20 protein-coding genes are annotated in these 22,003 nt (G+C 71.5%); 6 read left to right on the forward strand and 14 right to left on the reverse strand.

All coding sequences use genetic code 11. The annotated features are described in order from the left end of the window. Positions 1-232: 232 nt before the first annotated feature. From ACZ48Z_RS40425 to ACZ48Z_RS40435, 3 genes are all read right to left on the reverse strand, one after another. Positions 233-583: an STAS domain-containing protein gene (locus tag ACZ48Z_RS40425; RefSeq protein WP_468740915.1), complete on the reverse strand. Its 351-nt coding sequence runs from the start codon at positions 581-583 to the stop codon at positions 233-235. Positions 584-894: 311 nt separating this feature from the next. Further along, positions 895-2,184, reverse strand: a complete 1,290-nt coding sequence (locus tag ACZ48Z_RS40430) for a PP2C family protein-serine/threonine phosphatase (RefSeq protein ID WP_468740916.1) — start codon at positions 2,182-2,184, stop codon at positions 895-897. Beyond that, positions 2,184-2,987 (reverse strand): alpha/beta fold hydrolase, encoded by an 804-nt coding sequence (locus ACZ48Z_RS40435; RefSeq protein ID WP_468740917.1) that lies wholly within the window; start codon positions 2,985-2,987, stop codon positions 2,184-2,186. The genes ACZ48Z_RS40430 and ACZ48Z_RS40435 overlap by 1 nt, the downstream gene beginning before the upstream one ends. Before the next feature lie 164 nt (positions 2,988-3,151). Between ACZ48Z_RS40435 and ACZ48Z_RS40440 the strand changes: the two genes are divergently transcribed. After that, positions 3,152-4,792, forward strand: coding sequence for an NAD-dependent malic enzyme (locus ACZ48Z_RS40440; protein ID WP_468740918.1), 1,641 nt, complete (start codon positions 3,152-3,154; stop codon positions 4,790-4,792). Between the two features lie 73 nt (positions 4,793-4,865). On the opposite strand, the gene ACZ48Z_RS40445 is transcribed toward ACZ48Z_RS40440, so the two are convergent. From ACZ48Z_RS40445 to ACZ48Z_RS40490, 10 genes are all read right to left on the reverse strand, one after another. Further along, positions 4,866-5,036, reverse strand: coding sequence for a hydrophobic protein (locus ACZ48Z_RS40445; RefSeq protein ID WP_468740919.1), 171 nt, complete (start codon positions 5,034-5,036; stop codon positions 4,866-4,868). Between the two features lie 94 nt (positions 5,037-5,130). After that, a complete protein-coding gene (locus ACZ48Z_RS40450) occupies positions 5,131-5,796 on the reverse strand; it encodes a hypothetical protein (protein WP_468740920.1) in 666 nt (221 codons plus the stop codon). Positions 5,797-5,864: 68 nt separating this feature from the next. Next, entirely contained in the window at positions 5,865-7,418 is a 1,554-nt protein-coding gene (locus ACZ48Z_RS40455; protein WP_468740921.1) for a carboxylesterase/lipase family protein, read from the reverse strand. A 31-nt stretch (positions 7,419-7,449) separates the two neighbouring features. Continuing rightward, positions 7,450-8,088, reverse strand: a complete 639-nt coding sequence (locus ACZ48Z_RS40460; RefSeq protein ID WP_468740922.1) for a GOLPH3/VPS74 family protein — start codon at positions 8,086-8,088, stop codon at positions 7,450-7,452. 114 nt (positions 8,089-8,202) lie between these two features. Beyond that, complete coding sequence (locus tag ACZ48Z_RS40465) at positions 8,203-8,862, reverse strand: response regulator (RefSeq protein WP_468740923.1); 660 nt, start codon at positions 8,860-8,862, stop codon at positions 8,203-8,205. Continuing rightward, positions 8,862-10,040: a sensor histidine kinase gene (locus tag ACZ48Z_RS40470; protein WP_468740924.1), complete on the reverse strand. Its 1,179-nt coding sequence runs from the start codon at positions 10,038-10,040 to the stop codon at positions 8,862-8,864. The genes ACZ48Z_RS40465 and ACZ48Z_RS40470 overlap by 1 nt, the downstream gene beginning before the upstream one ends. Positions 10,041-10,079: 39 nt before the next feature. Next, positions 10,080-10,373, reverse strand: coding sequence for a putative quinol monooxygenase (locus ACZ48Z_RS40475; protein ID WP_468740925.1), 294 nt, complete (start codon positions 10,371-10,373; stop codon positions 10,080-10,082). Then, on the reverse strand, positions 10,370-11,161 hold the full coding sequence (locus ACZ48Z_RS40480) for an ATP-binding cassette domain-containing protein (protein ID WP_468740926.1): 792 nt from the start codon (positions 11,159-11,161) through the stop codon (positions 10,370-10,372). Before ACZ48Z_RS40480 ends, ACZ48Z_RS40475 begins: the two co-directional genes overlap by 4 nt. After that, positions 11,158-12,192 (reverse strand): ABC transporter permease, encoded by a 1,035-nt coding sequence (locus ACZ48Z_RS40485; RefSeq protein ID WP_468740927.1) that lies wholly within the window; start codon positions 12,190-12,192, stop codon positions 11,158-11,160. The genes ACZ48Z_RS40480 and ACZ48Z_RS40485 overlap by 4 nt, the downstream gene beginning before the upstream one ends. A gap of 103 nt (positions 12,193-12,295) precedes the next feature. Next, entirely contained in the window at positions 12,296-13,411 is a 1,116-nt protein-coding gene (locus ACZ48Z_RS40490; protein WP_468740928.1) for a substrate-binding domain-containing protein, read from the reverse strand. A 149-nt stretch (positions 13,412-13,560) separates the two neighbouring features. On the opposite strand from ACZ48Z_RS40490, the gene ACZ48Z_RS40495 reads away from it, so the two are divergent. Together ACZ48Z_RS40495 and ACZ48Z_RS40500 are read left to right on the forward strand one after the other, a co-directional pair. Beyond that, entirely contained in the window at positions 13,561-14,616 is a 1,056-nt protein-coding gene (locus tag ACZ48Z_RS40495; protein ID WP_468740929.1) for a LacI family DNA-binding transcriptional regulator, read from the forward strand. Positions 14,617-15,179: 563 nt separating this feature from the next. Further along, positions 15,180-16,565 carry a glutamate decarboxylase gene (locus tag ACZ48Z_RS40500; protein WP_468740930.1) on the forward strand — a complete coding sequence of 462 codons (1,386 nt, stop codon included), beginning with the start codon at positions 15,180-15,182 and terminating at the stop codon, positions 16,563-16,565. On the opposite strand, the gene ACZ48Z_RS40505 is transcribed toward ACZ48Z_RS40500, so the two are convergent. Continuing rightward, complete coding sequence (locus ACZ48Z_RS40505; RefSeq protein WP_468740931.1) at positions 16,562-16,912, reverse strand: iron chaperone; 351 nt, start codon at positions 16,910-16,912, stop codon at positions 16,562-16,564. The two genes, ACZ48Z_RS40500 and ACZ48Z_RS40505, sit on opposite strands and share 4 nt — an antisense overlap. Before the next feature lie 104 nt (positions 16,913-17,016). On the opposite strand from ACZ48Z_RS40505, the gene ACZ48Z_RS40510 reads away from it, so the two are divergent. From ACZ48Z_RS40510 to meaB, 3 genes are read left to right on the forward strand one after another with little or no spacing between them, the layout of a single operon-like run. Beyond that, a complete protein-coding gene (locus tag ACZ48Z_RS40510) occupies positions 17,017-18,825 on the forward strand; it encodes a methylmalonyl-CoA mutase family protein (RefSeq protein ID WP_468740932.1) in 1,809 nt (602 codons plus the stop codon). Further along, positions 18,825-21,017: a methylmalonyl-CoA mutase gene (scpA, locus tag ACZ48Z_RS40515; RefSeq protein ID WP_468740933.1), complete on the forward strand. Its 2,193-nt coding sequence runs from the start codon at positions 18,825-18,827 to the stop codon at positions 21,015-21,017. Before ACZ48Z_RS40510 ends, scpA begins: the two co-directional genes overlap by 1 nt. Continuing rightward, the gene (meaB, locus tag ACZ48Z_RS40520; protein ID WP_468740934.1) at positions 21,014-22,003 is read left to right on the forward strand and encodes a methylmalonyl Co-A mutase-associated GTPase MeaB; all 990 of its coding nucleotides are present in this window, start codon (positions 21,014-21,016) and stop codon (positions 22,001-22,003) included. The genes scpA and meaB overlap by 4 nt, the downstream gene beginning before the upstream one ends.

Consider the following 22,003-nt stretch of genomic DNA (forward strand, 5'->3'; position numbering starts at 1 on the left):
AGCAACCTCCTGTCGGCTGCCGCATCTTCTTCCCCGGATCTCCCCACCCTCACCTGATACGACCGTCCTGCCTGGTCAGAGGCGGGTCACCGACCCCGACCGGACCTCCTCGACGTGGGATGCGGCCGCCTAGGCGGTGCCGTTGACCCGGGAGATCGGCGGGCTCGCCGGAACCGTGGAAGCCCGATCGCTCGGGCCGCGGCGGACGGGTCGCCGTGGATCTCGCCGTGGATCAGGGTCGGTCGGCGATGGCGGTGGCCGTGGCGCTGTCGGGGTGGAGGGGGAAGACCTGGTCGAGGCCGACCATGCCCAGGACGCGCAGGGTGTCGGCGGGGACGGCGGCGAGCCCGATGTCCGCCCGGGCGGCGAGGGCGTGGTTGCGGGCGGCTAGCAGGGCGGTGATGCCGCTGGAGTCGCAGTGCGTCATGCCGGCGAGGTCCAGGACGAGCCGCATGCCCGGTCGGACCGTGAGAGTGGTGAGCACTGCCCGCAGTTCGCCGGCGCTGGTGTAGTCGAGTTCGCCGGCGATCTCCACGACAGGACCGGTCACAGCCTCTCGAACGGCGATCTTCAGCGGACTCATCACGGGCTCTTCGCAGTCAGCGGGTTCATCGGGCGTGCTTCCGGGCCGGCGCGCTCAGCGTGCGTGTTTCGGCGGGCGCGCTCACGCCTGACCCTTCGGCGCCGGGCGCGGTCATCGGGCGTGCTTCGGTAGGGGCGCTCACGCGTGCCCCTACGGCGCCGAGCGCACTCACCGCGCGTGCCCCGATGGGTGCGCTCATCCCGTGACCCTTCGACGTCGGACCGCTCAGCGTGTGTGTTTCGGCGCCGGGCGCGGTCATCGCTCGGGCTCCGGTGGGCGTGTCACCGCGTGCCTCTTCGGCGTCGGCGCACTCACCGCGCGTTCTCCGTCGTGGGCCCGACGGCCGGGACGCCGAGGGCGAGCAGTGCCGTGTCGTCGTCGAGGCCGTCGCCGAAGCCGTCCAGCAGGCCGGTCAGGGCGTCGATGACGGCATGCGGGGGTTTGCCCGCCTGAGCGGTGGCGAAGGACAGCAGGGCCTCGTCCCCGTAGCGGCTGCCGCGGTCCTCGCCGGTACGCGCTTCGGTGAGACCGTCGGTGTAGAGCAGAAGGGCGTCGCCGGGGGCCAGGACGGTCGCGGCGGTGACGAAGCTCGCGTCGGGCAGCGCGCCGACGAGGAAGCCGCCGGGGGTGGGCAGGTAGTCGGCGGTGCCGTCGGCACGCAGGACGAGGGCGGGCGGGTGGCCGCCCGCGGCGAGCCGGACGGTGATCTGCCCGGCGCCGGGGCCCGGTTCGAGGGTGCCGAAGACGGTCGTGCAGTAGCGGGGGTCACCGCTGCCGGTGTACCGCTCGTGGAGCACCGTGTTGAGGGTCGACAGGGCGGCGACCGGGTCGGGGTCGTGCAGAGCCGCGGCGCGCAGGGTGTAGCGGGTCAGGGAGGTGACCGCGGCGGCCTGGGGACCCTTGCCGCACACGTCTCCGAGGAAGAACGCGAAGCGGGTGCCGTCGAGCGGGAAGACGTCGTAGAAGTCGCCGCCGAGCCGGTCGGGAGAGGCGGTGTGGTAGTGAGCGGCCGCTTCCACTCCGGGTACCGCCGGCAGGGTGGCGGGCAGCAGTGACTGCTGGAGCACGGCGAGGGCTTCCTGGAGCCGGGCCCGGTCCGCCTCGGCCTGTCTGTGTGCCTCTTCGGCCGCTTTCCGGCCGCGCAGGAGTTCCTCCTCGTAGGCCCGTCGGTCCCGGGCGTCGAAGACGGTGGTGCGGATCAGTTGGGGTTCGCCGGTGCTGCCGTGCTTGACCACGGAGGAGACCAGGACCGGCAGACGGCCGCCGTCGGCCTGTCTGGTCTCCAGGGCGACGCCGCTGATGCTGCCCTGCATCCGCAGCAGGGGCGCGAAGTGGGTCTCGTGGTAGAGCCTGCCGCCCACGGTGAGCAGGTCGGTGAAGCGCATGCGGCCCACCACCGCGGCGCGCTGCATGCCGAGCCAGCCCAGCATCGTGGAGTTGATCCTGGCGATGGTGCCGTCCATCAGTGTGGACAGGTATCCGCACGGTGCGTTGTCGTACAGCTCTTCGGCGCTGTCCTCCAGCAGCGCGGCGAACGCCGCGTCCGACGTTCTGGCGTCCCCGGAGTCCTGGGGGTCGGGTTGCTGTCCGATGCGGCACATCACCTCAGTCTGGCCAGAAAGGCGGTGATCGCCTCGTTGGTGGCCTCGGGGGCGGACAGGTGCGGGCAGTGCCCCGTCGCGTCGAGGGTGACCAGGGACGAGCCGGGGATCGTCTGGTGGACGTATGCGCCGACCTCACGAGGGGCGACGGCGTCCTGGGTGCATTCCAGCACCAGCGTGGGCACCTTCACGGTCTTCAGGTCGTCCCTCGAATCCGACAGGAACGTGGTGCGGGCGAAGACGCGTGCCATGTCGGGATCGGTGGCGCAGAAGCTGTTCTTCAGCTCCTCCCCCAGTTCCGGCCGCTCCGCGTTGCCCATGATCACCGGCGCCATCACCGCCGACCAGCCCAGATAGTTGGACTCCAGCGACGTGAGGAGTTCGTCGATGTCCTGCTCACTGAATCCGCCCCGATATCCCTCGTCGTCGATGTACCGCGGCGACGGGGCGATCATGACCAGCGCCCCGATGCGCTCGGGCGCCCGGTCGGCGGCCAGCACCCCGACCATCGCGCTCACCGAGTGCCCGACGAAGACCGCGTCACGCAGGTCGAGTTCCTCACACACGTCCACCACGTCCTGGGAGTACCCGTCGAGGGACGAGTAACGCTTCTCCGAGAACGCGGACAGATCCGAGCGGCCCGCACCCACGTAGTCGAACAGCACCACCCGGTAGTGGTCGACGAGGGCGGGCAGCGTCAGCCGCCACATGTTCTGGTCACAGCCGAAGCCGTGGGCCAGCACTACCGTCCGTCCCCCGGGGTTGCCGGTGACCGTGACATTGTTCCTGCGAGCGACATCCATGGCCCCAGTCTCTCAACCCGCCGGACCGCTCCGGCATGCCCCCGCATCCCTTCACATCTCACCGGCCGCTCGGACACAACACGTCACCCGCCCTCGACCCGGCGATGACCGTTCCTTTCCACGCCTTTGTGCCCATGCGGGCGTATCCCGGGAAGGGGACGAACATGACAGTGAACGAATCCCCCCGAGGCACGGCCCTGCTCGCGGATCCCCTGCGCAACAAGGGCACCGCCTTCGACCCCGAGGAGCGGGCCGCGTACCGTCTCGACGGCCTGCTTCCGCCCGCCGTGGAAACCCTGGACGAACAGGCCGAGCGCGCGTACGAGGCGTTCCTCGGCTACGACAAGCCGCTGAACCGGCACATCTACCTGCGCCAGTTGCAGGACACCAACGAGATCCTCTTCCACCGCCTGGTCACCGGGCACCTGGAGGAGATGCTGCCCGTCGTCTACACGCCGACCGTGGGCGATGCCTGCCGGCGCTTCAGCGAGATCTACCGCCGTCCGCGCGGGCTGTTCCTTTCGTACGAGGACCGGCACCGCTTCCGGGAGATCCTGCGCAACCGTCCGCATCCGGACGTGGACGTGATCGTCGTCACCGACGGTCAGCGCATCCTGGGACTGGGTGACCAGGGCGTCGGCGGCATGGGCATCCCGATCGGCAAGCTCAGCCTCTACACCGCCATCGGCGGCATCCACCCGGCCCGCACCCTGCCGATCCTGCTGGACGCCGGCACGGACAACGAGGAGCTGCTGGCCGACCCGCACTACCTGGGCCGCCGGGAGCGCCGCGTCACGGGCGCCGCCTACGACGAACTGGTGGAGTCACTGGTGTCGGCGGTGGAGGCCGAACTGCCCGGCACACTGCTGCAGTGGGAGGACTTCGCGACCGCGCACGCCCGCCCGATCCTCACCCGCTACCAGGACCGGCTGCTGACCTTCAACGACGACATCCAGGGCACGGCCGCCGTCGCGCTCGGGGCGCTGACCACGGCCACGACGCTCGCCGGCACCCGGCTGACCGACCATCGGATCGTGGTCCTCGGTGCGGGTTCCGCGGCGGTCGGGGTGGCCGACATGATCCGTACGGCGATGACGGACGAGGGCCTGTCGCAGGACGAGGCCCGCTCACGTTTCTGGTTCGTGGACGTCGACGGGCTGCTGGTGTCCTCGCGCGAGGAGCTCAGCGAGGAGCAGCGGGTCTACGCCCGCGACGACGTGCGGGAGTCGGACGGCCTGGCCGAGGTGGTCCGCCGGGTGGAACCGACCGTGCTGATCGGACTGTCCACCGCGAAGGGCGCCTTCACCGAGGAGATCGTCCGGCAGATGGCGTCCGGGTGCGAGCGGCCGGTGATCTTCCCGCTCTCCAATCCGACCTCGCACGCCGAGGCCGACCCCGCCGACCTGGCCCGCTGGACGGACGGCCGGGCGCTGGTCGCCACCGGTTCACCGTTCCCGCCGCTGAAGATCGACGGCCGTGAGGTGTCGGTGGCGCAGGCGAACAACGTGTACGTCTTCCCGGCCATCGGCCTCGCGGTGACGGCCTCCCGGGCGAGCCGGGTCACCGACCGGATGATGGTCGCCGCCGCCCGCGCGGTGGGCCGGTGTGCGGTACGGTCCGCGCCGGACGAGGGTGTCCCCGCGCCGCTGCTGCCACCGCTGCGGGACATGCGGGACGCCGCCCGGGAGATCGCCGTGGCCGCGGCGGTGGCGGCCGTGGAGGACGGTGTCGCACCGGAGGCGACCGAGGAGGAACTGCGGGCGGCGGTGGCGCGCACCCAGTGGACCCCGCAGTACGAAGGCTGACCCGGCTGCCCGACAGCAGTTCGGCCCGCCGAGCGGACTCGGCGGGCCGAACTGCTGTCGATCACGGGTCAGTTCACCATCGGTACCAGCGGCCTCGGCCACCACCGGAGTTGGTGGACCGCATGACGAAGCCGAGCAGCCACAGCACCAGGACGGCTATGGCGACCCACCAAAGGATCTTGACGGCGAAACCCGCTCCGAACAGGAGCAGTGCGAGAAGCAGGACTATGAGCAGGGGAACCATTTCTATCAACCTCCTGCACCGCCGTCTGCCCTGCGATTCTTTCGTCATTCACCCACAATGCATTGTTTGTGAAGGATGATTTGGGGAATCGACGTCAGCGCTGAAAAGCCGGGGATCCTGCGGGCGCCCGCCGGGCGGCACTGCGGTAGGTGGCGATACCCAGGGCGAGCATCCAGTAACTGAAGACGGCCCCCATCAGGGCGGTGGTGCCCCATCCGTTGGCCGCGTAGAAGTGCTCGGGTGTGTTGCCGAAGAACAGGGACGGCACGAAGAGCAGGTTGGCTCCCGCGAGGACGAAGGCGGAGCGGCCGGTCCAGCGCGGCAGCAGTTTCGTGCGGGCGATTCCGTGACCCACGGCGGTCAGGAAGAACGCGAGGACGAGGCGGCCGATCGTTCCGTAGAGGACGTAGGTGCCGCTGACCGTGATGGTCGGGTCGATGGGATGGTCGGCGGCGATGACCGCGCCGGCTTCCAGTCCGCTGGAGACCAGGGTGATCGTCACGTAGACCAGACCGGTGGCGAAGGCCAGGGTGCCGACCCACTCGTGGGCGGGGCCGGCTCCTTTGACCAGTTCCCGGAAGGCCGTCACGAACACGAGCAGGAACGTCAGGGCGAGGATCCCGATCAGCAGCCTGGCGAGGACGTTCGAGTCCGGCGGCGGGCCGGAGTAGACGAAGTACAGGGGTACTTCGACGATGAAGGCGATCGCGGTGGCGATGCCGGCGAGGCCCGTCAGGCGCCGGGCGGCGGTTTCGTTCATGACTGTCCCCCTGGGGTCGGTGTGGTGGTGCGTCGGTGGTTCGCTCGCGGCGGTGGTCTCTCCCGCGGTCAGCCGAGGGTGTTCCAGAACGCGCAGTGGTGGCTCGCGGACGTCGTGCGGGTCGGGACGATGTGGTCCGGTGCAAGGGACAGCACCGTCCGCCGGGACCATCGGGGCGTCGACGGGCCGTTCGGGTCGGCGGTGCGGGCGAAGCGGGTCCAGTAGTCGATCATGGTGTCGGCGAGCCGGTGCTGCGCCGCGGTCAGTGCGCGGGGGCGGCCGCCCAGGTCGAACAGGTAGGGCAGTTCGCTCGCATGCGGTGCGCCGAGCGGGAACGGCGGTGTGCCGGAGGTGAGCGGCGGGGCGTGCTCGTCGGCGAACTCGTAGCGCCAGAGGGGTACTTGGGCGGCGAGCAGGCTTCCACTGGCCGCGGTCGGGCAGGCGAAGTCCGCGTCGCCGATGACCGCGCCGAACACCGGCCCCCCGTCGGTGCGGTGCACCGGGTACTCGTGGACGATCGCCTTCGCCTGTCCCGGCGCGGGGAAGAAGGCGGCGACGACATCGGGCCAGGTGCCGGGGGTCACGGGGTTGCCCGCCTGGACGATCCCGGCGGCCCAGCCGTTGCCCTCGTCGTGGTTGTTGCCGATGAGCACGGGCACGTGGTGGAAGCGGCCGGCGCTGATCGCCGCGGCGGGGTCGGCAGGCAGCAACGGGGTTGCGTACGCGGGCTGTTGGTCACCGCCCTGGGCCCCGAGAAGCCGGGCCACGGGCACGCGTCGCAGACAGGCGAGGGCATCGCGGGCGGAGCCGCAGCCGGCCTTCGCCGCCAGGTCCGCGCCCGCCGCGCGCGCCGTGGACAGGGGCACGGCGGACGGGGCGAACGGCCGGTCGGGGCGGCCTGTGCACGGGCCGCTCTCGATGATCGCCCGGTCGAAGAGTCCCGCGGCGGCGGGTGAGGCGAGCTGGGCGCAGACGCTGTAGCCGCCCGCCGACTCCCCGGCCAGGGTGACGTTGCGCGCGTCGCCTCCGAAGGCGCCGATCTCGGAGCGGACCCAGTGCAGCGCGGCCTGCTGGTCGGCCAGGCCGAAGGTGCCGGAGCCGGGCAGCCCCCTGTGCGCGAGGTAACCGAGGGCGCCGAGACGGTAGTTGACGGTGACGACCACGACGTCACCGCGGGTGGCCATGCGGTGTGCGTCGTACGAGCTGCCCGCTCCGGTGGTGAAGCCGCCGCCGTGCAGCCATACGATCACCGGCCGGAGGCGTCCCGGTCGCGCGCTGTCGGGCGTCGTCACGTTCAGGTGGAGACAGTCCTCGTCGGTGCTGCCGCCGGGCACCTCACCGGCCGGCTGCGGGCAGGCGCTCGCGGGCCGGGTCGCGTCCCGTACCCCGGACCAGGGTGCCGCGCGGTGGGGCGGCGCCCAGCGCAGCGCGCCGGTCGGGGGCGCCGCGTAGGGGATGCCCTCGAAGGTTCGGTAGCCGGCGTGGGCGGCGCCGCGCACGGGGCCGTCGTGGATGCGTACCGTCGTGGCGGGCCGGGACGGCTGCGTCGGTGGTGCTGCGGACCAGGCCGCTGCGAGCACGGCGGTCAGAGCGCAGGCCAGTGTGGTCAGGACTCGCTGCATGGTCGTCATCTCCCCCTCGGATCAACTGCGTTCAGCTGCCGCCCATACCGCCCTGCGCGGCGATCATGGTCGTCGGCAGGGCACGTACGGCTTTCTCCAGACCGGGCGCGAGAACGGCGAGGCCCCCCGTGCAGGCGTCGATACGGGCGCGGAAGGTCTTCTGGTCCTGTCGTGAGAGGACCGAGCGGATGCCGCCCGCCGCGGCCAGGGCCAGCAGTGCGGCATCGGTGGCCGGGATCTCCCGCACCGGGCCGTCGCCGTGCAGTGCCGTCGACACCCGGTCGTGGAGGGCGGCGGGCACGGCCGGGTCCGTCACGGTCAGGCGCCGGGTGCCGAAGCGGGTGCGGGGCTCCCTCACGGTCAGCAGGCCCGCGGCGGCGAGCCGGTCCTCGACCTCCGTCAGGGTCCGCTTGCGGTGGCGGCGGACGAGGTGCTTCCAGCCGTGGCCTCCGGCGGCGTCCCGCAGAACGCCGTCCAGGACGGGGTCGCCGGTCGGTTCCGTGCCGGACACGGTGACCGTGCCGTCGGCCTCCCCCAGTCGGCCGCGCGACGCGAGGTCGACCAGGGCGGCGGCACGCAGCAGCAGCTCGGTGCGGGGACGGTCGTAGGGGCCCGCGGCCGTGTCGTCGTGGGCCAGCAGATACATGAGGCAGGGCAGGTCGTCGGTCACATATCGACGTTATGGCCGGTCGGCCCGGCCGCGGATCGGCCGCACGAACGGGCCGGCACTGGGAGCACAGGAGGAGCCCGGCGCCGTCTCCTCCCTGAGGAGGAGAGGTGGTCGTCAGGGTTCGCGGGGGCGCACGAGTCCGTGGTCGTAGGCGGCGACGACGGCCTGGACGCGGTCGCGCAGCCCGAGTTTGCGCAGGACCGCGGTGACGTGGTTCTTGACGGTGGCCTCCGACAGGCGCAGCCTTCCGGCGATCTCCGCGTTGGACAGGGCCTGCCCGATCAGGGTGAGCACCTCCCGCTCACGGCCGGAGAGGTCCCGCAGGGAGGGCGGCGGCGCCGGGTCGGGGGTGGTGCGCAGGAACCGGTCGAGGACGCGGCCGAGCACGGTCGGCGCCAGCAGCGCGTCGCCGCGCGCGGTGAGACGGATCGCGTCGACGAGTTCTCCGGGGCGGATGTCCTTCAGCAGGAAGCCGCTGGCCCCGGCCCGCAGGGCGGCGACCACGTGCGCGTCCACGTCCCACGTGGTCAGCACGAGCACCCGGGCCCGGCTGCCGCACTCCGCGATCTGCCGGGTCGCCTCGATGCCGTCCAGGACGGGCATGCGTACGTCCATCAGCACCACGTCGGGCGAAAGGTCCCGCGTCAGCCGCACCGCCTCCCTGCCGTCGGACGCCTCACCGACCACTTCCAGGTCGTCCCGGGCGTCGATGATCATGCGGAATCCGGTGCGGACCAGGACCTGGTCGTCGGCCACCACCACGCGCAGCGTCATCAGGCGCGCTCCACCGGCAGCCGGGCCGCCACCTCGAACCCGCCTCCGGGCAGCGGAGCGGCGCGCAGAGTGCCACCCACGAGCCGGGCGCGCTCGTTCATCCCCACCAGACCGCGTCCCGCTCCCGCCGCACGCGAACCGCCTTGTGCCGTACGCCCGTTGTCGGTGACGGTGACCTGTACGCACGCCTGCCCGGCCGTCACGCGCACGCTCACCTCGTCGGCGCCGGCCGCGTGGCGCAGCGTGTTGGTGAGGGCCTCCTGGATGATCCGGTACGCGGCCAGGTCCACCGGGGCCGGCAGTCCGTCGCACTGGCCCTCGCGGTGCACGTGCACGGTCATCCCGCTCGTGCGCACGGTGTCGGTGAGCGCGTCCAGGCGGGCGAGCGAGGGCCCCGGCTCCCGGCGTCCACCCGGTTCGACGGACTCGTCCTCCTCCGCGTCGGGGCCGAACGCCCGCAGCAGCAGGCGCAGTTCGCCGAGTGCCGAGCGGGCGCCCGTCTCGATGGCCCGCAGTGCCTCACGGGCCTGGTCGGGCCGGTCGGTGAACACGTCGTCTGCGGCGCCCGCCTGAACGACCATCACCGACAGGGTGTGCGCGACGACGTCGTGGACCTCGCGCGAGATCCGCGCGCGTTCCTCCACCACGGCCCGGCGGGTCTCCGCCCTCGTCCGTTCCCGCTGCGCCCTGCGCCACTGCCCGGCGGTCCACGCGAGGACCACGGCCAGCAGATAGACCGTCATCCCCGCGGGGCCGCCGCCCGCCGCGAACGCCAGCGGCGCGGGCAGGCACATCGCCGCGAGCGCGCCCGCCGACAGCCGCCGCGTCCCGGTGGCCGACAGCACGCACAGGGTGACCTGGGCCGCGAGCAGCGCCCCCGTCAGGGTCACCTCGGGCAGCAGGGCCCACACCGCGAGGCCGGCCGCCGCGTTCGCGGCCAGTACGGCGACCGGGGCGCGCGTCTGCCATCTCAGGGCTCCGGCCTGCGCGAGGACCAGGACCACGGCCACGGGCAGCTGTCGGCCGTCCTCGGCACCGGCGGCGAGCACCGAGGTGCCGAGGATGCCGAGCACTAGTGCGGCCGACCCCCACCACAGCCTGCGGGCCGTCCGGGGCGACAGCTCGCCCCGGCCTTCCGCGGTGAACGTCCCGTCCGGCTGTCTCCTGCTGCGGTCCACGCCCCGACCCTATCGGCGCGCGGCGGTGGACATCGGGGGTCAGTCCAGCGGGTCGAGGTACGTCAGCACGGACGCGTCCTCCTCGATGAGCGGGGCGAGAGCCGCGTTGAACGGGGGGCCGTACGGGGCGTTCAGATGGGCCCTGAAGGCGTCCTTGTCGCGGTACACCTCGAAGATCCAGAAGGCGTGCGGGTCGGACTCCTTGGTGTAGACGTCGAAGGCGATGTTGCCTTCCTCCGCGCGGACCTCGCGGGCGTAGTCGCGCAGCAGCCGGGCGACTTCGCCCGCCGCTCCCTCGCGGGCGGTGAACTCGGCGAACAGGGTCTTCTTCACGGGGTCGTGCCCACTTCCGGCGTCATCTTCCTGGCGCCGGTCATGATGGCCACCGCGTCCTCCATCGAGTGCGTTTTGGGGGTGATGACGCCCGCGCAGGCGCCGAGCCGCTGGATGTGGATGCGGTCGGCGACCTCGAAGACGTTCGGCATGTTGTGGCTGATGAGGATGATGCCGAGGCCCTGGTCGCGGAGGTCGCGGACGAGCTTGAGGACCTGGCCGGTCTCGCGGACGCCGAGGGCGGCGGTGGGTTCGTCGAGGATGACGACCCGGCCGCCGAACACCGCGGTCCGGGCGACGGCCACGGACTGGCGCTGGCCTCCGGAGAGCGTCTCCACCGCCTGGTTGATGTTCTGGAGCGTGCCGATGCCGAGCCGCTTGATGTGGTCGGCGGCCTGCTTCTTCATCTCGCCGGTGTCGAGCATGCGGAACACCGAGCCGAGAATGCCCTTGCGGCGGATCTCGCGGGCGAGGAAGAGGTTGCTGGCGATGTCCAGGGCGGGGGCCACGGCGAGGGTCTGGTAGACCGTCTCGATGCCGGCGTCGCGGGCGTCCTGCGGCCGCTTGAAGGTGACCTCCCTGCCCTCCACGCGGATGCTGCCCTGGTCCGGCACGAGGGCCCCGGACAGGCACTTGATCAGGGTGGACTTGCCGGCGCCGTTGTCGCCGATGACGGCGAGGACCTCGCCGGGGTGGAGGGTCAGGTCGACGTCGTTCAGGCCGACGACCCGGCCGAAGACCTTGACCAGGCCCTTGGCCTCGAGAACGGGGGCGGTGTCGGTCGTCACGACTTCACACTCCGGATCCACTGGTCGACGGAGACAGCCGCGATCACGAGGACACCGACTGCGAGGACTTGGTAGTTCGGGTCGATGCCGGCCAGCGCGAGACCGTTCACGAACACCTGGACGATGAGGGCGCCGATCAGCGAGCCGAAGACCACGCCGCGTCCGCCGAACAGGCTGGTGCCGCCGATGACCACGGCGGTGATGGACTGCAGGTTGGCGTTGAGACCGCTGTTGGGGTCGCCGCCGCCGACCCGGCCGACCAGGACCCAGGCCGCCACGGCGATGGTGAACCCGGCCAGCATGTAGGCGCTGAGCAGCACCCGGTTGACGGAGATGCCGGCGAGGCGGGCGGCCTCGATGTCGTCGCCCACGGCGTACAGGTGGCGCCCCCAGGCGGTGTAGCGCAGGGCGTAACCGACCACCGCGTACAGGGCGATCATGAGGAGGACGCCGTACGTCAGATTGAGCTGGCCGACGGAGACGGTCTGGCCGCTCCACACCAGGATGTTGCCCGGCTGCAGGGCGATGGTCTGGCCCTTGGCGTAGATGAGGGTGATCGCCGTGAAGACGCTGAGGGTGCCGAGGGTGACGATGAACGGCGGCAGCTTGACCTTGGTCACCAGGAACCCGTTGACGGCCTGGGCGGCGATCGCGACGACCGCGCCGGCCAGCAGGGCGAGCCCGCCGGGCCAGCCGTTGTCGGCGACGAGCTTCGACATCAGCAGGGAGGCGAGCACCATGACGGCGCCGATGGACAGGTCGATGCCGGCGGTGAGGATGATCACCGTCTGGCCGACGGCGAGCGTCCCGATGACGGCCACCTGCTGGGCCACGAGCGAGAGATTCTGCAATGCGTAGAAACGGTCGTTCACCAGGGAGAACACGATCGCTGCGAGCACCAGGACGATGGCCGGGCTGAGGGCCGGCTGGCGGTGCAGCACCGAGTGGACGCGCTGGCTGAGGGTGGCGGGCCGGTTGAGGAACTCCTCCGCCGGCGCCGGTGTGGCTTGACTGTCCACGTGAGTGGTCACTGGGGGTCCTTCCGCTGTCTTCCCCGGTACGGCTCATGAACTCGTGTGCGGCGGTGCGACGCCGGTGCCCTGACGGCTTCCGGCGTCGCACCGGGTCGGGGTGTCAGCTGCCCCAGCAGGCGGACGCGGCCTGCGAGGGGGACTGCACGCTCAGGCCGCCCAGGGACTTGTCGGCCACCAGTGCGGTCCCGGTGTCGTAGAACGACTTGCCGTTGGTCACGCTGGGCTTGCTGCCGCCGCGGGCCAGCTTCGCGATCGAGCTCACGCCGAGGGCCGCCATCTTGCCGGGGTACTGCACCGCGTCGGTGGCGAACTTGCCGCTGGTGACGTTCTTCAGGCCGGAGCAGCTGCCGTCGATGGCGTAGATCGCGGCGCTCTTCTCCTTGCCGGCCGCCTTCAGCGCGTTGTAGGCGCCCTCACCGGCGGGCTCGTTGATGGCGTACACGACGTTGATGTCCGGGTTGGCCGACAGGCAGGTCTCCATCGCGGTGCGGCCGCCGTCGATGGCGCCCTGGGTGGGCTGGTGGCAGGCGACGGTGTACGTGCCGCCCTTGCCGCCGGTGTACTTGCCGGTCTTGGCCTCCTTGCCGTTCTCGGTCTTGCTGCCCGGGTCGATGCCCATGCCCTCCAGGAAGCCGTGGTCGCGGTCGATGTCTACGGAGACGACCTGGTTGTTGAACAGGTCGAGCATGGCGATGACGGCGGGCTTGCCGTCCAGGGCGGCCGCGGCGTACTGGCCGTTCAGCCTGCCCGCCTGCTCGTTGTCGGTGGCGTAGGTGATGTCGGCGGTGCTCGCCGGGTTGAGCGCGGTGTCGAGGGCGATCACGAACAGGCCGGCCTGCTTGGCGCGGGTCAGCGCGGCGTTCACGGCGTCGCCGTTGGTGGTGATCAGGATGCCCTTGTCGCCCCGTGAGATGGCGTTGTCGACGGCGGTGATCTGGGTCTGGGTGTCGCCGTCGGACTGGCCGGCCGCCACCGTCAGGCTCACCTTGTCCTTGGCGGCCTGGGCCTTGGCGTCCTTCTGCATGCTCACGAAGTAGGGGTTGGTGAGCGTCTTCAGGATCAGCGAGACCCCCACCTTGTCGCCGCTCGAGGAGGAGCCCCCGTCGGAGGAGCCGCAGGCCGCCATCGTGGCGCCGAGGCACATGGTGACGCCGATCGCTGCCGCACGCGTACGCAGGCTGCGGCGGCCCGACGCCTGGCTGCTGGAGAAGTTCATCACTTGATCCCTTTCGGAGCCGTCCCTTGGCCGACGCTGAGACAACGTTGACTGACGGGGATGCTGGACCCATATGGACGTGGGCGTCAAGGGGCTGGTAGACATGCGTCGGCAACGAGTGAGTAACGCGCGATCGGCTGGAGACAACGATGACTCAAGGTGGGCCCCCGCCACGGTCCCCCCGCAGTCGCCCCACGATGCGTGAGGTGGCGGCGCTGGCCGGCGTGGCGATCAAGACGGTGTCTCGCGTGGTCAACGGCGTCCCCACCGTCGATCCGGCGATCGTCGCCCGGGTGCGTGAGGCCGCCGACCAGCTGGGCTACCGGCCCAACCTGACCGCCAGCAGCCTGCGGCGCGGGGACGGCCGTACGGCCACCATCGGCATGCTCGTCGAGGACGCGGCGAACCCGTTCTCCGCCGCGCTGACCCGCACCGTGGAGAACGTGGCGCGGGAACGCGGTGTGCTCGTCCTGGTCGGCAGTGTCGACGAGGACCCGGCCCGGGAACGGGAGTTGGCCCGGGCGCTCATCGACCGGCGGGTCGACGGGCTGGTGATCGTCCCGGCGGGGCGCGACCAGAGCTATCTGATCAGCGAGCAGCGCTCCGGTACCCGGATGGTCTTCATCGACCGTGAGGCCGGACTGCTCGACGCGGACGCCGTGGTCTCCGACAACCGCCAGGGTGCCGTCACCGCCGTCAACCACCTGCTGAAGGCCGGCCACCGTCGTATCGCCTATCTCGGCGACCGGGCGTCCATCCCCACGGCCGCTCTGCGCTTCGACGGCTACCGGCACGCCCTGGAGGTCGCGCAGCTCAAGTGCGACGACGAGATCGTCCTCCACGCGGCGGCCAGCGAGGCGGCCGCCATGGCCGCGACCGAACGGTTCCTGTCCCTGCCGGATCCGCCGACGGCCCTCTTCACCAGCCAGAACCTGGTGACCATAGGGGCCGTCCGCGCCCTGCGCGCCCTCGGCCTGCAGGACTCCGTCGCCCATGTCGGCTTCGACGACTTCCCGCTGGCCGACATCCTCAGCCCGGGCGTCTCCGTCATCGCCCAGGACGTCGAGCAACTGGGCAAGCAGGCCGCCGAGATGCTCTTCCACCGGCTGGACGGCGACCAGTCCCCCACTCGGACCGTCACCGTGCCGACCCGGCTGGTCGAGCGCGGCTCCGGCGAGATCCCGGCCGGAGCCCTTCGCGACTGACCGGGCCGGACGGCGGGCGGGAGCCCCGGATCGTCGACGGCACCGGGGGCAGATCTGGGTGGCCACGGAGCCGAGCCGTTTCGCTGCGTCGCCGCGTGCGCCGAGACCGGCCGAGGTAGCGGCCGGCGTGCTCGCGGGTGAGGTGGATGGTGGTGAGGCGCTTGCCGGTCCGCTCGATGAGATCGCCCGGTTCCTGCTCCTCGGCCTTGAGGTGCGGGCGTCGATCAGGACGATCTCGGTGGGGCCGCTGATCGGCGTCGCGGCCGTCGGCGAGAACGTTGCCGGGCGGGACCTCGTCGTTCTCCCGGGCGTGCACGACGGGAGGGAACGGCCTGCCGCCGCGCCGGACCCTGCGTGCCGAGAGCCCCTCGGCACGCCCGACCTGGCAGGGAAGGCGCCCGCGCCGCATGTGACGCCGCGTCAGTATGTACAAGGGAAAATCCGGTTCATCAGTGCGCAAATGGATCACTGGATCGGTGTAATCGGCACAGATGCCGGTCCGCGTGGGGATCTAGCGTCGGAGGGCACGGGGCCGTACGAGCCAGAAAGGCATCGAGTCACTCATGCCCATCCCGCACACCGACGTCATGCCCGCCGTCGAGTTCGACACCCTGACCGCCGCACCCGCACCCGCCCCCGGCCGGCCGCCCGCCGACCCCCTGCTGCTCCCCGTCGACGAGCTGCCCGCCTCCATGTCGCCGCCCGAACAGGTCAGCCGCCGGGTGCGTGACGAGCTGATGCTCGACGGCAACGCCCGGCTCAACCTCGCCACCTTCGTGACCACGTGGATGGAGCCGCAGGCACGGGAGCTGATGGCGGAGACGGCGGAGAAGAACCTCGCGGACCGCGCGGAGTACCCGCAGATCACGGCCATGGAGGAACGCTGTGTGCGGATGCTCGCCCGGCTCTGGCACGCGCCGCGCCCGGAACAGGTCCGCGGCTGCTCCACCACCGGTTCCAGCGAGGCGGCGATGCTCGGCGGACTCGCGCTCAAGCGCCGCTGGCAGGCCCGCCGGCGGGCCCAGGGCAAGGACACCGCGCGCCCGAACATGGTGATGGGCTCGAACGTCCAGGTGTGCTGGAAGAAGTTCGCCAACTACTTCGAGGTGGAACCGCGTTACGTCCCGATGGAACCGGGCCGCCACCACCTCACGCCGGACACGCTCACCGCCTACTGCGACGACAACACCATCGGCGTGGTGACCGTCCTCGGCTCGACGTACGACGGCTCCTACGAACCCGTCGCGGACATCTGCCTCGCCCTGGACGGATACCAGACCGCCACCGGCACCGACATCCCCGTGCACGTCGACGGGGCGTCCGGTGCGATGGTGGCGCCGTTCCTCGACCCGGGGCTGATGTGGGACTTCCAGCTCGAACGGGTCGCCTCCATCAACACCTCCGGCCACAAGTACGGGCACGTCTTCCCCGGTCTCGGCTGGGCCCTGTGGCGGGACGCCGCCGCCCTGCCCGACGACCTGGTCTTCGAGGTCGACTACCTGGGCGGCAGCTCACCCAGCTTCACCCTCAACTTCTCCCGCCCGGGCGCGCACGTCGTCGCGCAGTACTACAGCTTCCTCCGGTACGGCTTCGAGGGGCTGCGCAACCTGGCCGCCCAGAGCCGTACGACAGCGCGGGCACTCGCCGCCCGGATCCGCTCCATCGCCCCCTACGAGCTGGTCACGGACGGTTCCGAACTCCCCGCCTTCGCCTTCCGCGTGGCACCCGGCGTCCAGGGCATCACGGTGTTCGACGTCTCGCAGGCCATGCGTGCCCGCGGCTGGCACCTGCCCGCGTACACCTTCCCCGCGCCCTGCCAGGACGTCTCCGTGCTGCGTCTGGTCGTACGCACCGGATTCACCGCCGAACTCGCCGGCATGTTCGTCGCCGACCTGACGGAGGTCACCAGGCGGCTGCACACGGACCGCCCGGCGTCTCCGCCCGCTTAGGCCCTGCCCGGCCCCAGCGAGGCGCGGACGAGGCTGCTCAGTTCCTCGTCTCCGATGTCCGGCACCTCCTGGGAGCGGAGCCGGAGGGTGCCCTTTCCGCTGAGGAGCCCCGGGTGACGGGAGAGGAGGTCCGCGGCCGCGTCCGTGTCCCAGCCGTAGAGCGAGACGCCGTGCCGCCACACGCCCACGTGCAGCCTGCGGTCGCCGACCCGGTAGGTGGGCATCCCGTAGGACAGCCCGATGTCGGCGTCGGGGCAGGCCGCCAGGATCAGCCGGTGCACCCGGTCGAAGAGCGGACGGTGCTCGGGGTCGATCGCGTCGACATAGGTCTGGGTCTCGGCATCCATACGCCCCATTTGTACAGGGGAGACCGGCGTCACAGTGGCGTTGCGGGCAAGGTCACAGCCGCGCCCTCTGCTGCTCCTTTGCTGCTCTGGCCTAGCATCCGAGCATGACGGTCCTGCCTGACGACGGGCTCTCGCTGGCCGCCGAGTTCCCTGCCGCGAATCTTGAACAGTGGCACGGCCTGGTGGCCGGTGTCCTGCGCAAGTCGGGCAGGGAAGTCTCCGGCACGGCAGCTGAGGACGCCCTGTCCACCGCGCTCGAGGACGGGCTGCGCACCCGCCCCCTGTACACCGCGCACGACGCCGTACCCGACCCCGGTTTCCCCGGCTTCGCCCCCTTCGTGCGCGGCGCGCGCGCCGAGGGGAACACCGGCGGCGGCTGGGACGTACGGCAGCGGCACGCGGTCGCCGACAACAGCGCGGTGCTCGCGGACCTGGAGAACGGCGTCTCCTCGCTGTGGCTGGTGGTGGGCGAGAACGGTGTCCCGGTCACGTCGCTCGGCACGGTCCTCGACGGCGTCTACCTCGACCTCGCACCCGTCGTCCTCGACGCGGGCGGCCGGTTCGAGTCCGCCGCCCGGGAGTTGCTGCGGCTGTACGCCGAGCGCGGCGTCGACAACAAGGCCGCGCGCGGCAACCTCGGCGCCGACCCGCTGGGCCACGAGGCCCGTACGGGCGAGGCGTTGGACTTCGCTCCGGTCGTCCCGCTCGCCCGGCGGTGCGCCGAGGAGTACCCGGGGCTGCGGGCGCTGACCGTGGACGCGCTGCCGTACCACGAGGCGGGCGGTTCGGCGGCGCAGGAGCTGGGCTCCTCGATCGCCACCGGTGTCGCCTATCTGCGGGGGCTGACCGAGGCCGGGCTGAGCGTCGAACAGGCCTGCGGGCAGCTGGAGTTCCGGTACGCGGCGACGGCCGACCAGTTCCTGACCATCGCCAAGCTGCGGGCGGCGCGCCGGCTGTGGGCGCGGGTCGCCGAGGTGTGCGGGGCGCCCGGCGCGGGTGCGCAGGCGCAGCACGCCGTGGTGTCGCCGGTGATGATGACCCGTCGCGATCCGTGGGTGAACATGCTGCGCGCGACGATCGCCACGCTGGCCGCCGGGGTCGGCGGTGCCGACGCGGTGACCGTGCTGCCCTTCGACCACGCGCTCGGTCTGCCGGACGCGTTCGCGCGGCGGATCGCGCGCAACACCTCGACGATCCTGGTCGAGGAGTCGCATCTGTCCCGGGTGATCGACCCGGCGGGCGGCTCCTGGTACGTGGAACGGCTCACCGACGAACTCGCCGAGGCCGCCTGGCGGTTCTTCCGGACGATCGAACGCGACGGCGGCCAGGCGGCCGTCCTGCGCTCCGGCCGGCTCCGCACCGACCTGGCGACGACATGGGCGCAGCGCTCCAAGAAGCTCGCCACGCGCCGCGAACCCATCACCGGCGTCAGCGAGTTCCCGCACCTCGGCGAGAAGCCCGTGGAGCGCGCCCCCGCGCCCGAGCCCCGGACCGGCGGTCTGCCCCGCGTCCGGCGCGACGAGGCGTACGAGGACCTGCGCGCCCGCTCCGACGCGCACCTCGCTGCGACCGGGTCCCGGCCGCGGGTCTTCCTCGCCTCGATCGGTCCCGCCGCCGCACACACCGCGCGTACGACGTTCGCCGCCAACCTCTTCCAGGCGGGCGGCGTCGAGCCGGTCACCGAGGGCACGTTCGAGGAGAGCGGCGCCACCGAGGTCTGTCTGTGCTCAAGCGACGCGCTGTACGAGGAGCGGGCCGACGACGTCGCGGGGACCCTCAGGTCGGCAGGCGCGCGGCACGTGTTCCTCGCCGGGCGGCCCGGGCAGTACACCGGCGTGGACTCCTACGTCTTCGCGGGCTGCGACGCCGTCGCCGTGCTCACCGCCACCCTCGACCGCATGGGAGTGTCCTGATGACCGCCCCCACTGGCCCTTCCGTCCCCGACTTCTCCGGGATCGAGCTGGGGACCCCGGCCACCGAGGGCGGTGCCGACGACTGGCGTACGGCCGTGAAGAACGCCACCGGCGGGGCCGAGTCCGCCTGGGAGACGCCCGAGGGCATCGAGGTCAAGCCGCTGTACACCGGCCGTGACCTGGAGGGCCTGGACTTCCTGGAGACGTACCCGGGTGTGGCGCCGTATCTGCGCGGCCCGTACCCGACGATGTACGTCAACCAGCCCTGGACGATCCGCCAGTACGCGGGCTTCTCCACCGCCGAGGAGTCCAACGCGTTCTACCGGCGCAACCTCGCGGCCGGCCAGAAGGGCCTGTCGGTCGCCTTCGACCTGCCCACGCACCGCGGTTACGACAGCGACCACCCGCGCGTGACCGGTGACGTCGGCATGGCGGGCGTGGCCATCGACTCGATCCTCGACATGCGGCAGCTCTTCGACGGCATCCCGCTGGACAAGATGTCCGTGTCGATGACGATGAACGGCGCCGTGCTGCCGGTGCTGGCGCTGTACATCGTGGCGGCGGAGGAACAGGGCGTGCCGCCCGAGAAGTTGGCCGGGACCATCCAGAACGACATCCTCAAGGAGTTCATGGTCCGCAACACCTACATCTATCCGCCGAAGCCGTCGATGCGGATCATCTCCGACATCTTCGCCTTCACCTCGCAGCGGATGCCGCGCTACAACTCCATCTCCATCTCCGGCTACCACATCCAGGAGGCGGGTGCGACGGCCGACCTGGAGCTGGCGTACACCCTCGCGGACGGGGTGGAGTACATCCGCGCGGGACGCGAAGTCGGCCTGGACGTGGACGCGTTCGCGCCCCGGCTGTCCTTCTTCTGGGCGATCGGCATGAACTTCTTCATGGAGATCGCCAAGCTGCGCGCGGCCCGCCTGCTGTGGGCGAAGCTGGTCCGGCAGTTCGACCCGCAGAACGCCAAGTCCCTGTCGCTGCGTACCCATTCGCAGACCTCGGGCTGGTCGCTCACCGCGCAGGACGTCTTCAACAACGTCACGCGCACCTGCGTCGAGGCGATGGCGGCGACCCAGGGCCACACCCAGTCGCTGCACACCAACGCCCTCGACGAGGCACTGGCGTTGCCCACCGACTTCTCCGCGCGCATCGCCCGCAACACCCAGCTGCTGATCCAGCAGGAGTCCGGCACCACCCGGGTCATCGACCCGTGGGGCGGCAGCGCGTACGTGGAGAAGCTGACGTACGACCTGGCGCGCAAGGCGTGGCAGCACATCCAGGAGGTGGAGGCGGCGGGCGGCATGGCCAAGGCGATCGACGCCGGCATCCCCAAGCTGCGCATCGAGGAGGCCGCGGCCCGCACCCAGGCCCGCATCGACTCCGGCCGCCAGCCCGTGATCGGCGTCAACAAGTACCGCGTCGAGACCGACCAGGCGATCGACGTCCTCAAGGTCGACAACTCCTCGGTGCGCACCCAGCAGATCGAGAAGCTGCGGCGGCTGCGCGCGGACCGCGACGAGACCGCCTGCCGGGACGCCCTCGACGCGCTGACCCGGGCCGCCGACGGCGAGGGCAACCTGCTGGAACTGGCCGTGCACGCGGCCCGCGCGAAGGCCACGGTCGGGGAGATCTCCGACGCCCTGGAGAAGGTGTACGGCCGGCACGCGAGCCAGATCCGTACGATCTCCGGCGTGTACCGCAACGAAGCAGGGGAGTCCCCGTCCGTGGACCGCACCCGCGCCCTGGTGGACGCCTTCGAGGAGGCCGAGGGCCGCCGCCCGCGCATCCTGGTCGCCAAGATGGGCCAGGACGGCCACGACCGCGGCCAGAAGGTGATCGCCACCGCCTTCGCCGACCTGGGCTTCGACGTCGACGTCGGCCCGCTGTTCCAGACCCCGGGCGAGGTGGCCCGCCAGGCCGTGGAGGCGGACGTGCACATCGTCGGCGTCTCGTCCCTGGCCGCCGGTCACCTCACCCTCGTACCGGCGCTGCGCGAGGCGCTGGCCGAGGAGGGCCGGGAGGACATCATGATCGTGGTGGGCGGGGTGATCCCGCCGCAGGACGTGCCGACCCTGCTGGAGATGGGTGCGGCGGCGGTGTTCCCGCCGGGGACGGTGATCCCGGACGCCGCCTACGACCTGGTGGAGCGCCTGTCGGCCGACCTCGGGCACGGGCAGTGATCGATCTCGACGCCTATGTGAAGGGTGTGCTCGACGGGAAGCGGGCGATCGTGGCCCGCGCCATCACGCTCGTCGAGTCCACCCATCCCCGACACCGGCCACTCGCACAGGAGTTGCTCACCGCGCTGCTCCCGCACAGCGGCCGGGCGCGGCGGATCGGTGTCAGCGGAGTACCGGGTGTGGGCAAGTCGACGTTCATCGACGCGTTCGGCACGATGCTGACCTCGCTCGGACACCGGGTGGCCGTGCTCGCCGTGGACCCGTCCTCCAGCCGTACCGGCGGCTCGATCCTCGGCGACAAGACCCGCATGGAACGCCTGGCCGTCGACCCGGCGGCCTTCGTACGGCCCTCCCCCACGGCGGGCACGCTCGGCGGGGTGGCCAAGGCGACCCGGGAGTCGATCGTGGTGATGGAGGCCGCGGGCTACGACGTCGTGCTCGTCGAGACCGTCGGTGTCGGCCAGTCGGAGACCGCCGTCGCCAACATGGTCGACTCCTTCCTGCTGTTGACGCTGGCCCGCACCGGCGACCAGCTCCAGGGCATCAAGAAGGGTGTCCTGGAGCTGGCCGACGTGATCGCCGTGAACAAGGCGGACGGGCCGCACCAGCGCGACGCGCAGGCCGCCGCACGGGAGTTGGCGGGCGCGCTGCGCCTGATGCACGGCAGGGACGCGGCCTGGACCCCGCCGGTGCTGAGCTGCAGCGCCCGCGAGTCGGCGGGCCTGGACACCGTGTGGGAGCGCCTCGAACAGCACCGCACGCTGCTCGACTCCACGGGCCGCCTCGCCGCCAAACGCCGTGACCAGCAGGTGGACTGGACCTGGACGATGGTCCGCGACGACCTGCTCGGCCGCCTCCGCTCCGACCCGGCCGTCCGCACCCTCGCCCCGGACCTCGAACAGCAGGTCAGAAACGGGGAGTTGACGGCCACGCTGGCCGCCGAGCGGATCCTGAAGGCCTTCGGCCAGGACACCGACCGCGGGTAG

It is taken from the genome of Streptomyces sp. NPDC031225 (genome assembly GCF_055570355.1).

Bases quoted from the DNA above. Each gene is read 5' to 3' on its own strand.
- ACZ48Z_RS40450 (WP_468740920.1), bottom strand. From the start codon at position 5,796: ATGAACGAAACCGCCGCCCGGCGCCTGACGGGCCTCGCCGGCATCGCC.
- ACZ48Z_RS40500 (WP_468740930.1), top strand. From the start codon at position 15,180: ATGCCCATCCCGCACACCGACGTCATGCCCGCCGTCGAGTTCGACACC.
- scpA (WP_468740933.1), top strand. From the start codon at position 18,825: ATGACCGCCCCCACTGGCCCTTCCGTCCCCGACTTCTCCGGGATCGAG.
- ACZ48Z_RS40505 (WP_468740931.1), bottom strand. From the start codon at position 16,912: ATGGATGCCGAGACCCAGACCTATGTCGACGCGATCGACCCCGAGCAC.
- ACZ48Z_RS40435 (WP_468740917.1), bottom strand. From the start codon at position 2,987: ATGGATGTCGCTCGCAGGAACAATGTCACGGTCACCGGCAACCCCGGG.
- ACZ48Z_RS40510 (WP_468740932.1), top strand. From the start codon at position 17,017: ATGACGGTCCTGCCTGACGACGGGCTCTCGCTGGCCGCCGAGTTCCCT.
- ACZ48Z_RS40445 (WP_468740919.1), bottom strand. From the start codon at position 5,036: ATGGTTCCCCTGCTCATAGTCCTGCTTCTCGCACTGCTCCTGTTCGGA.
- ACZ48Z_RS40440 (WP_468740918.1), top strand. From the start codon at position 3,152: ATGACAGTGAACGAATCCCCCCGAGGCACGGCCCTGCTCGCGGATCCC.
- ACZ48Z_RS40455 (WP_468740921.1), bottom strand. From the start codon at position 7,418: ATGCAGCGAGTCCTGACCACACTGGCCTGCGCTCTGACCGCCGTGCTC.
- ACZ48Z_RS40465 (WP_468740923.1), bottom strand. From the start codon at position 8,862: ATGACGCTGCGCGTGGTGGTGGCCGACGACCAGGTCCTGGTCCGCACC.
- ACZ48Z_RS40495 (WP_468740929.1), top strand. From the start codon at position 13,561: ATGACTCAAGGTGGGCCCCCGCCACGGTCCCCCCGCAGTCGCCCCACG.
- ACZ48Z_RS40490 (WP_468740928.1), bottom strand. From the start codon at position 13,411: ATGAACTTCTCCAGCAGCCAGGCGTCGGGCCGCCGCAGCCTGCGTACG.
- ACZ48Z_RS40430 (WP_468740916.1), bottom strand. From the start codon at position 2,184: ATGTGCCGCATCGGACAGCAACCCGACCCCCAGGACTCCGGGGACGCC.
- ACZ48Z_RS40425 (WP_468740915.1), bottom strand. From the start codon at position 583: ATGAGTCCGCTGAAGATCGCCGTTCGAGAGGCTGTGACCGGTCCTGTC.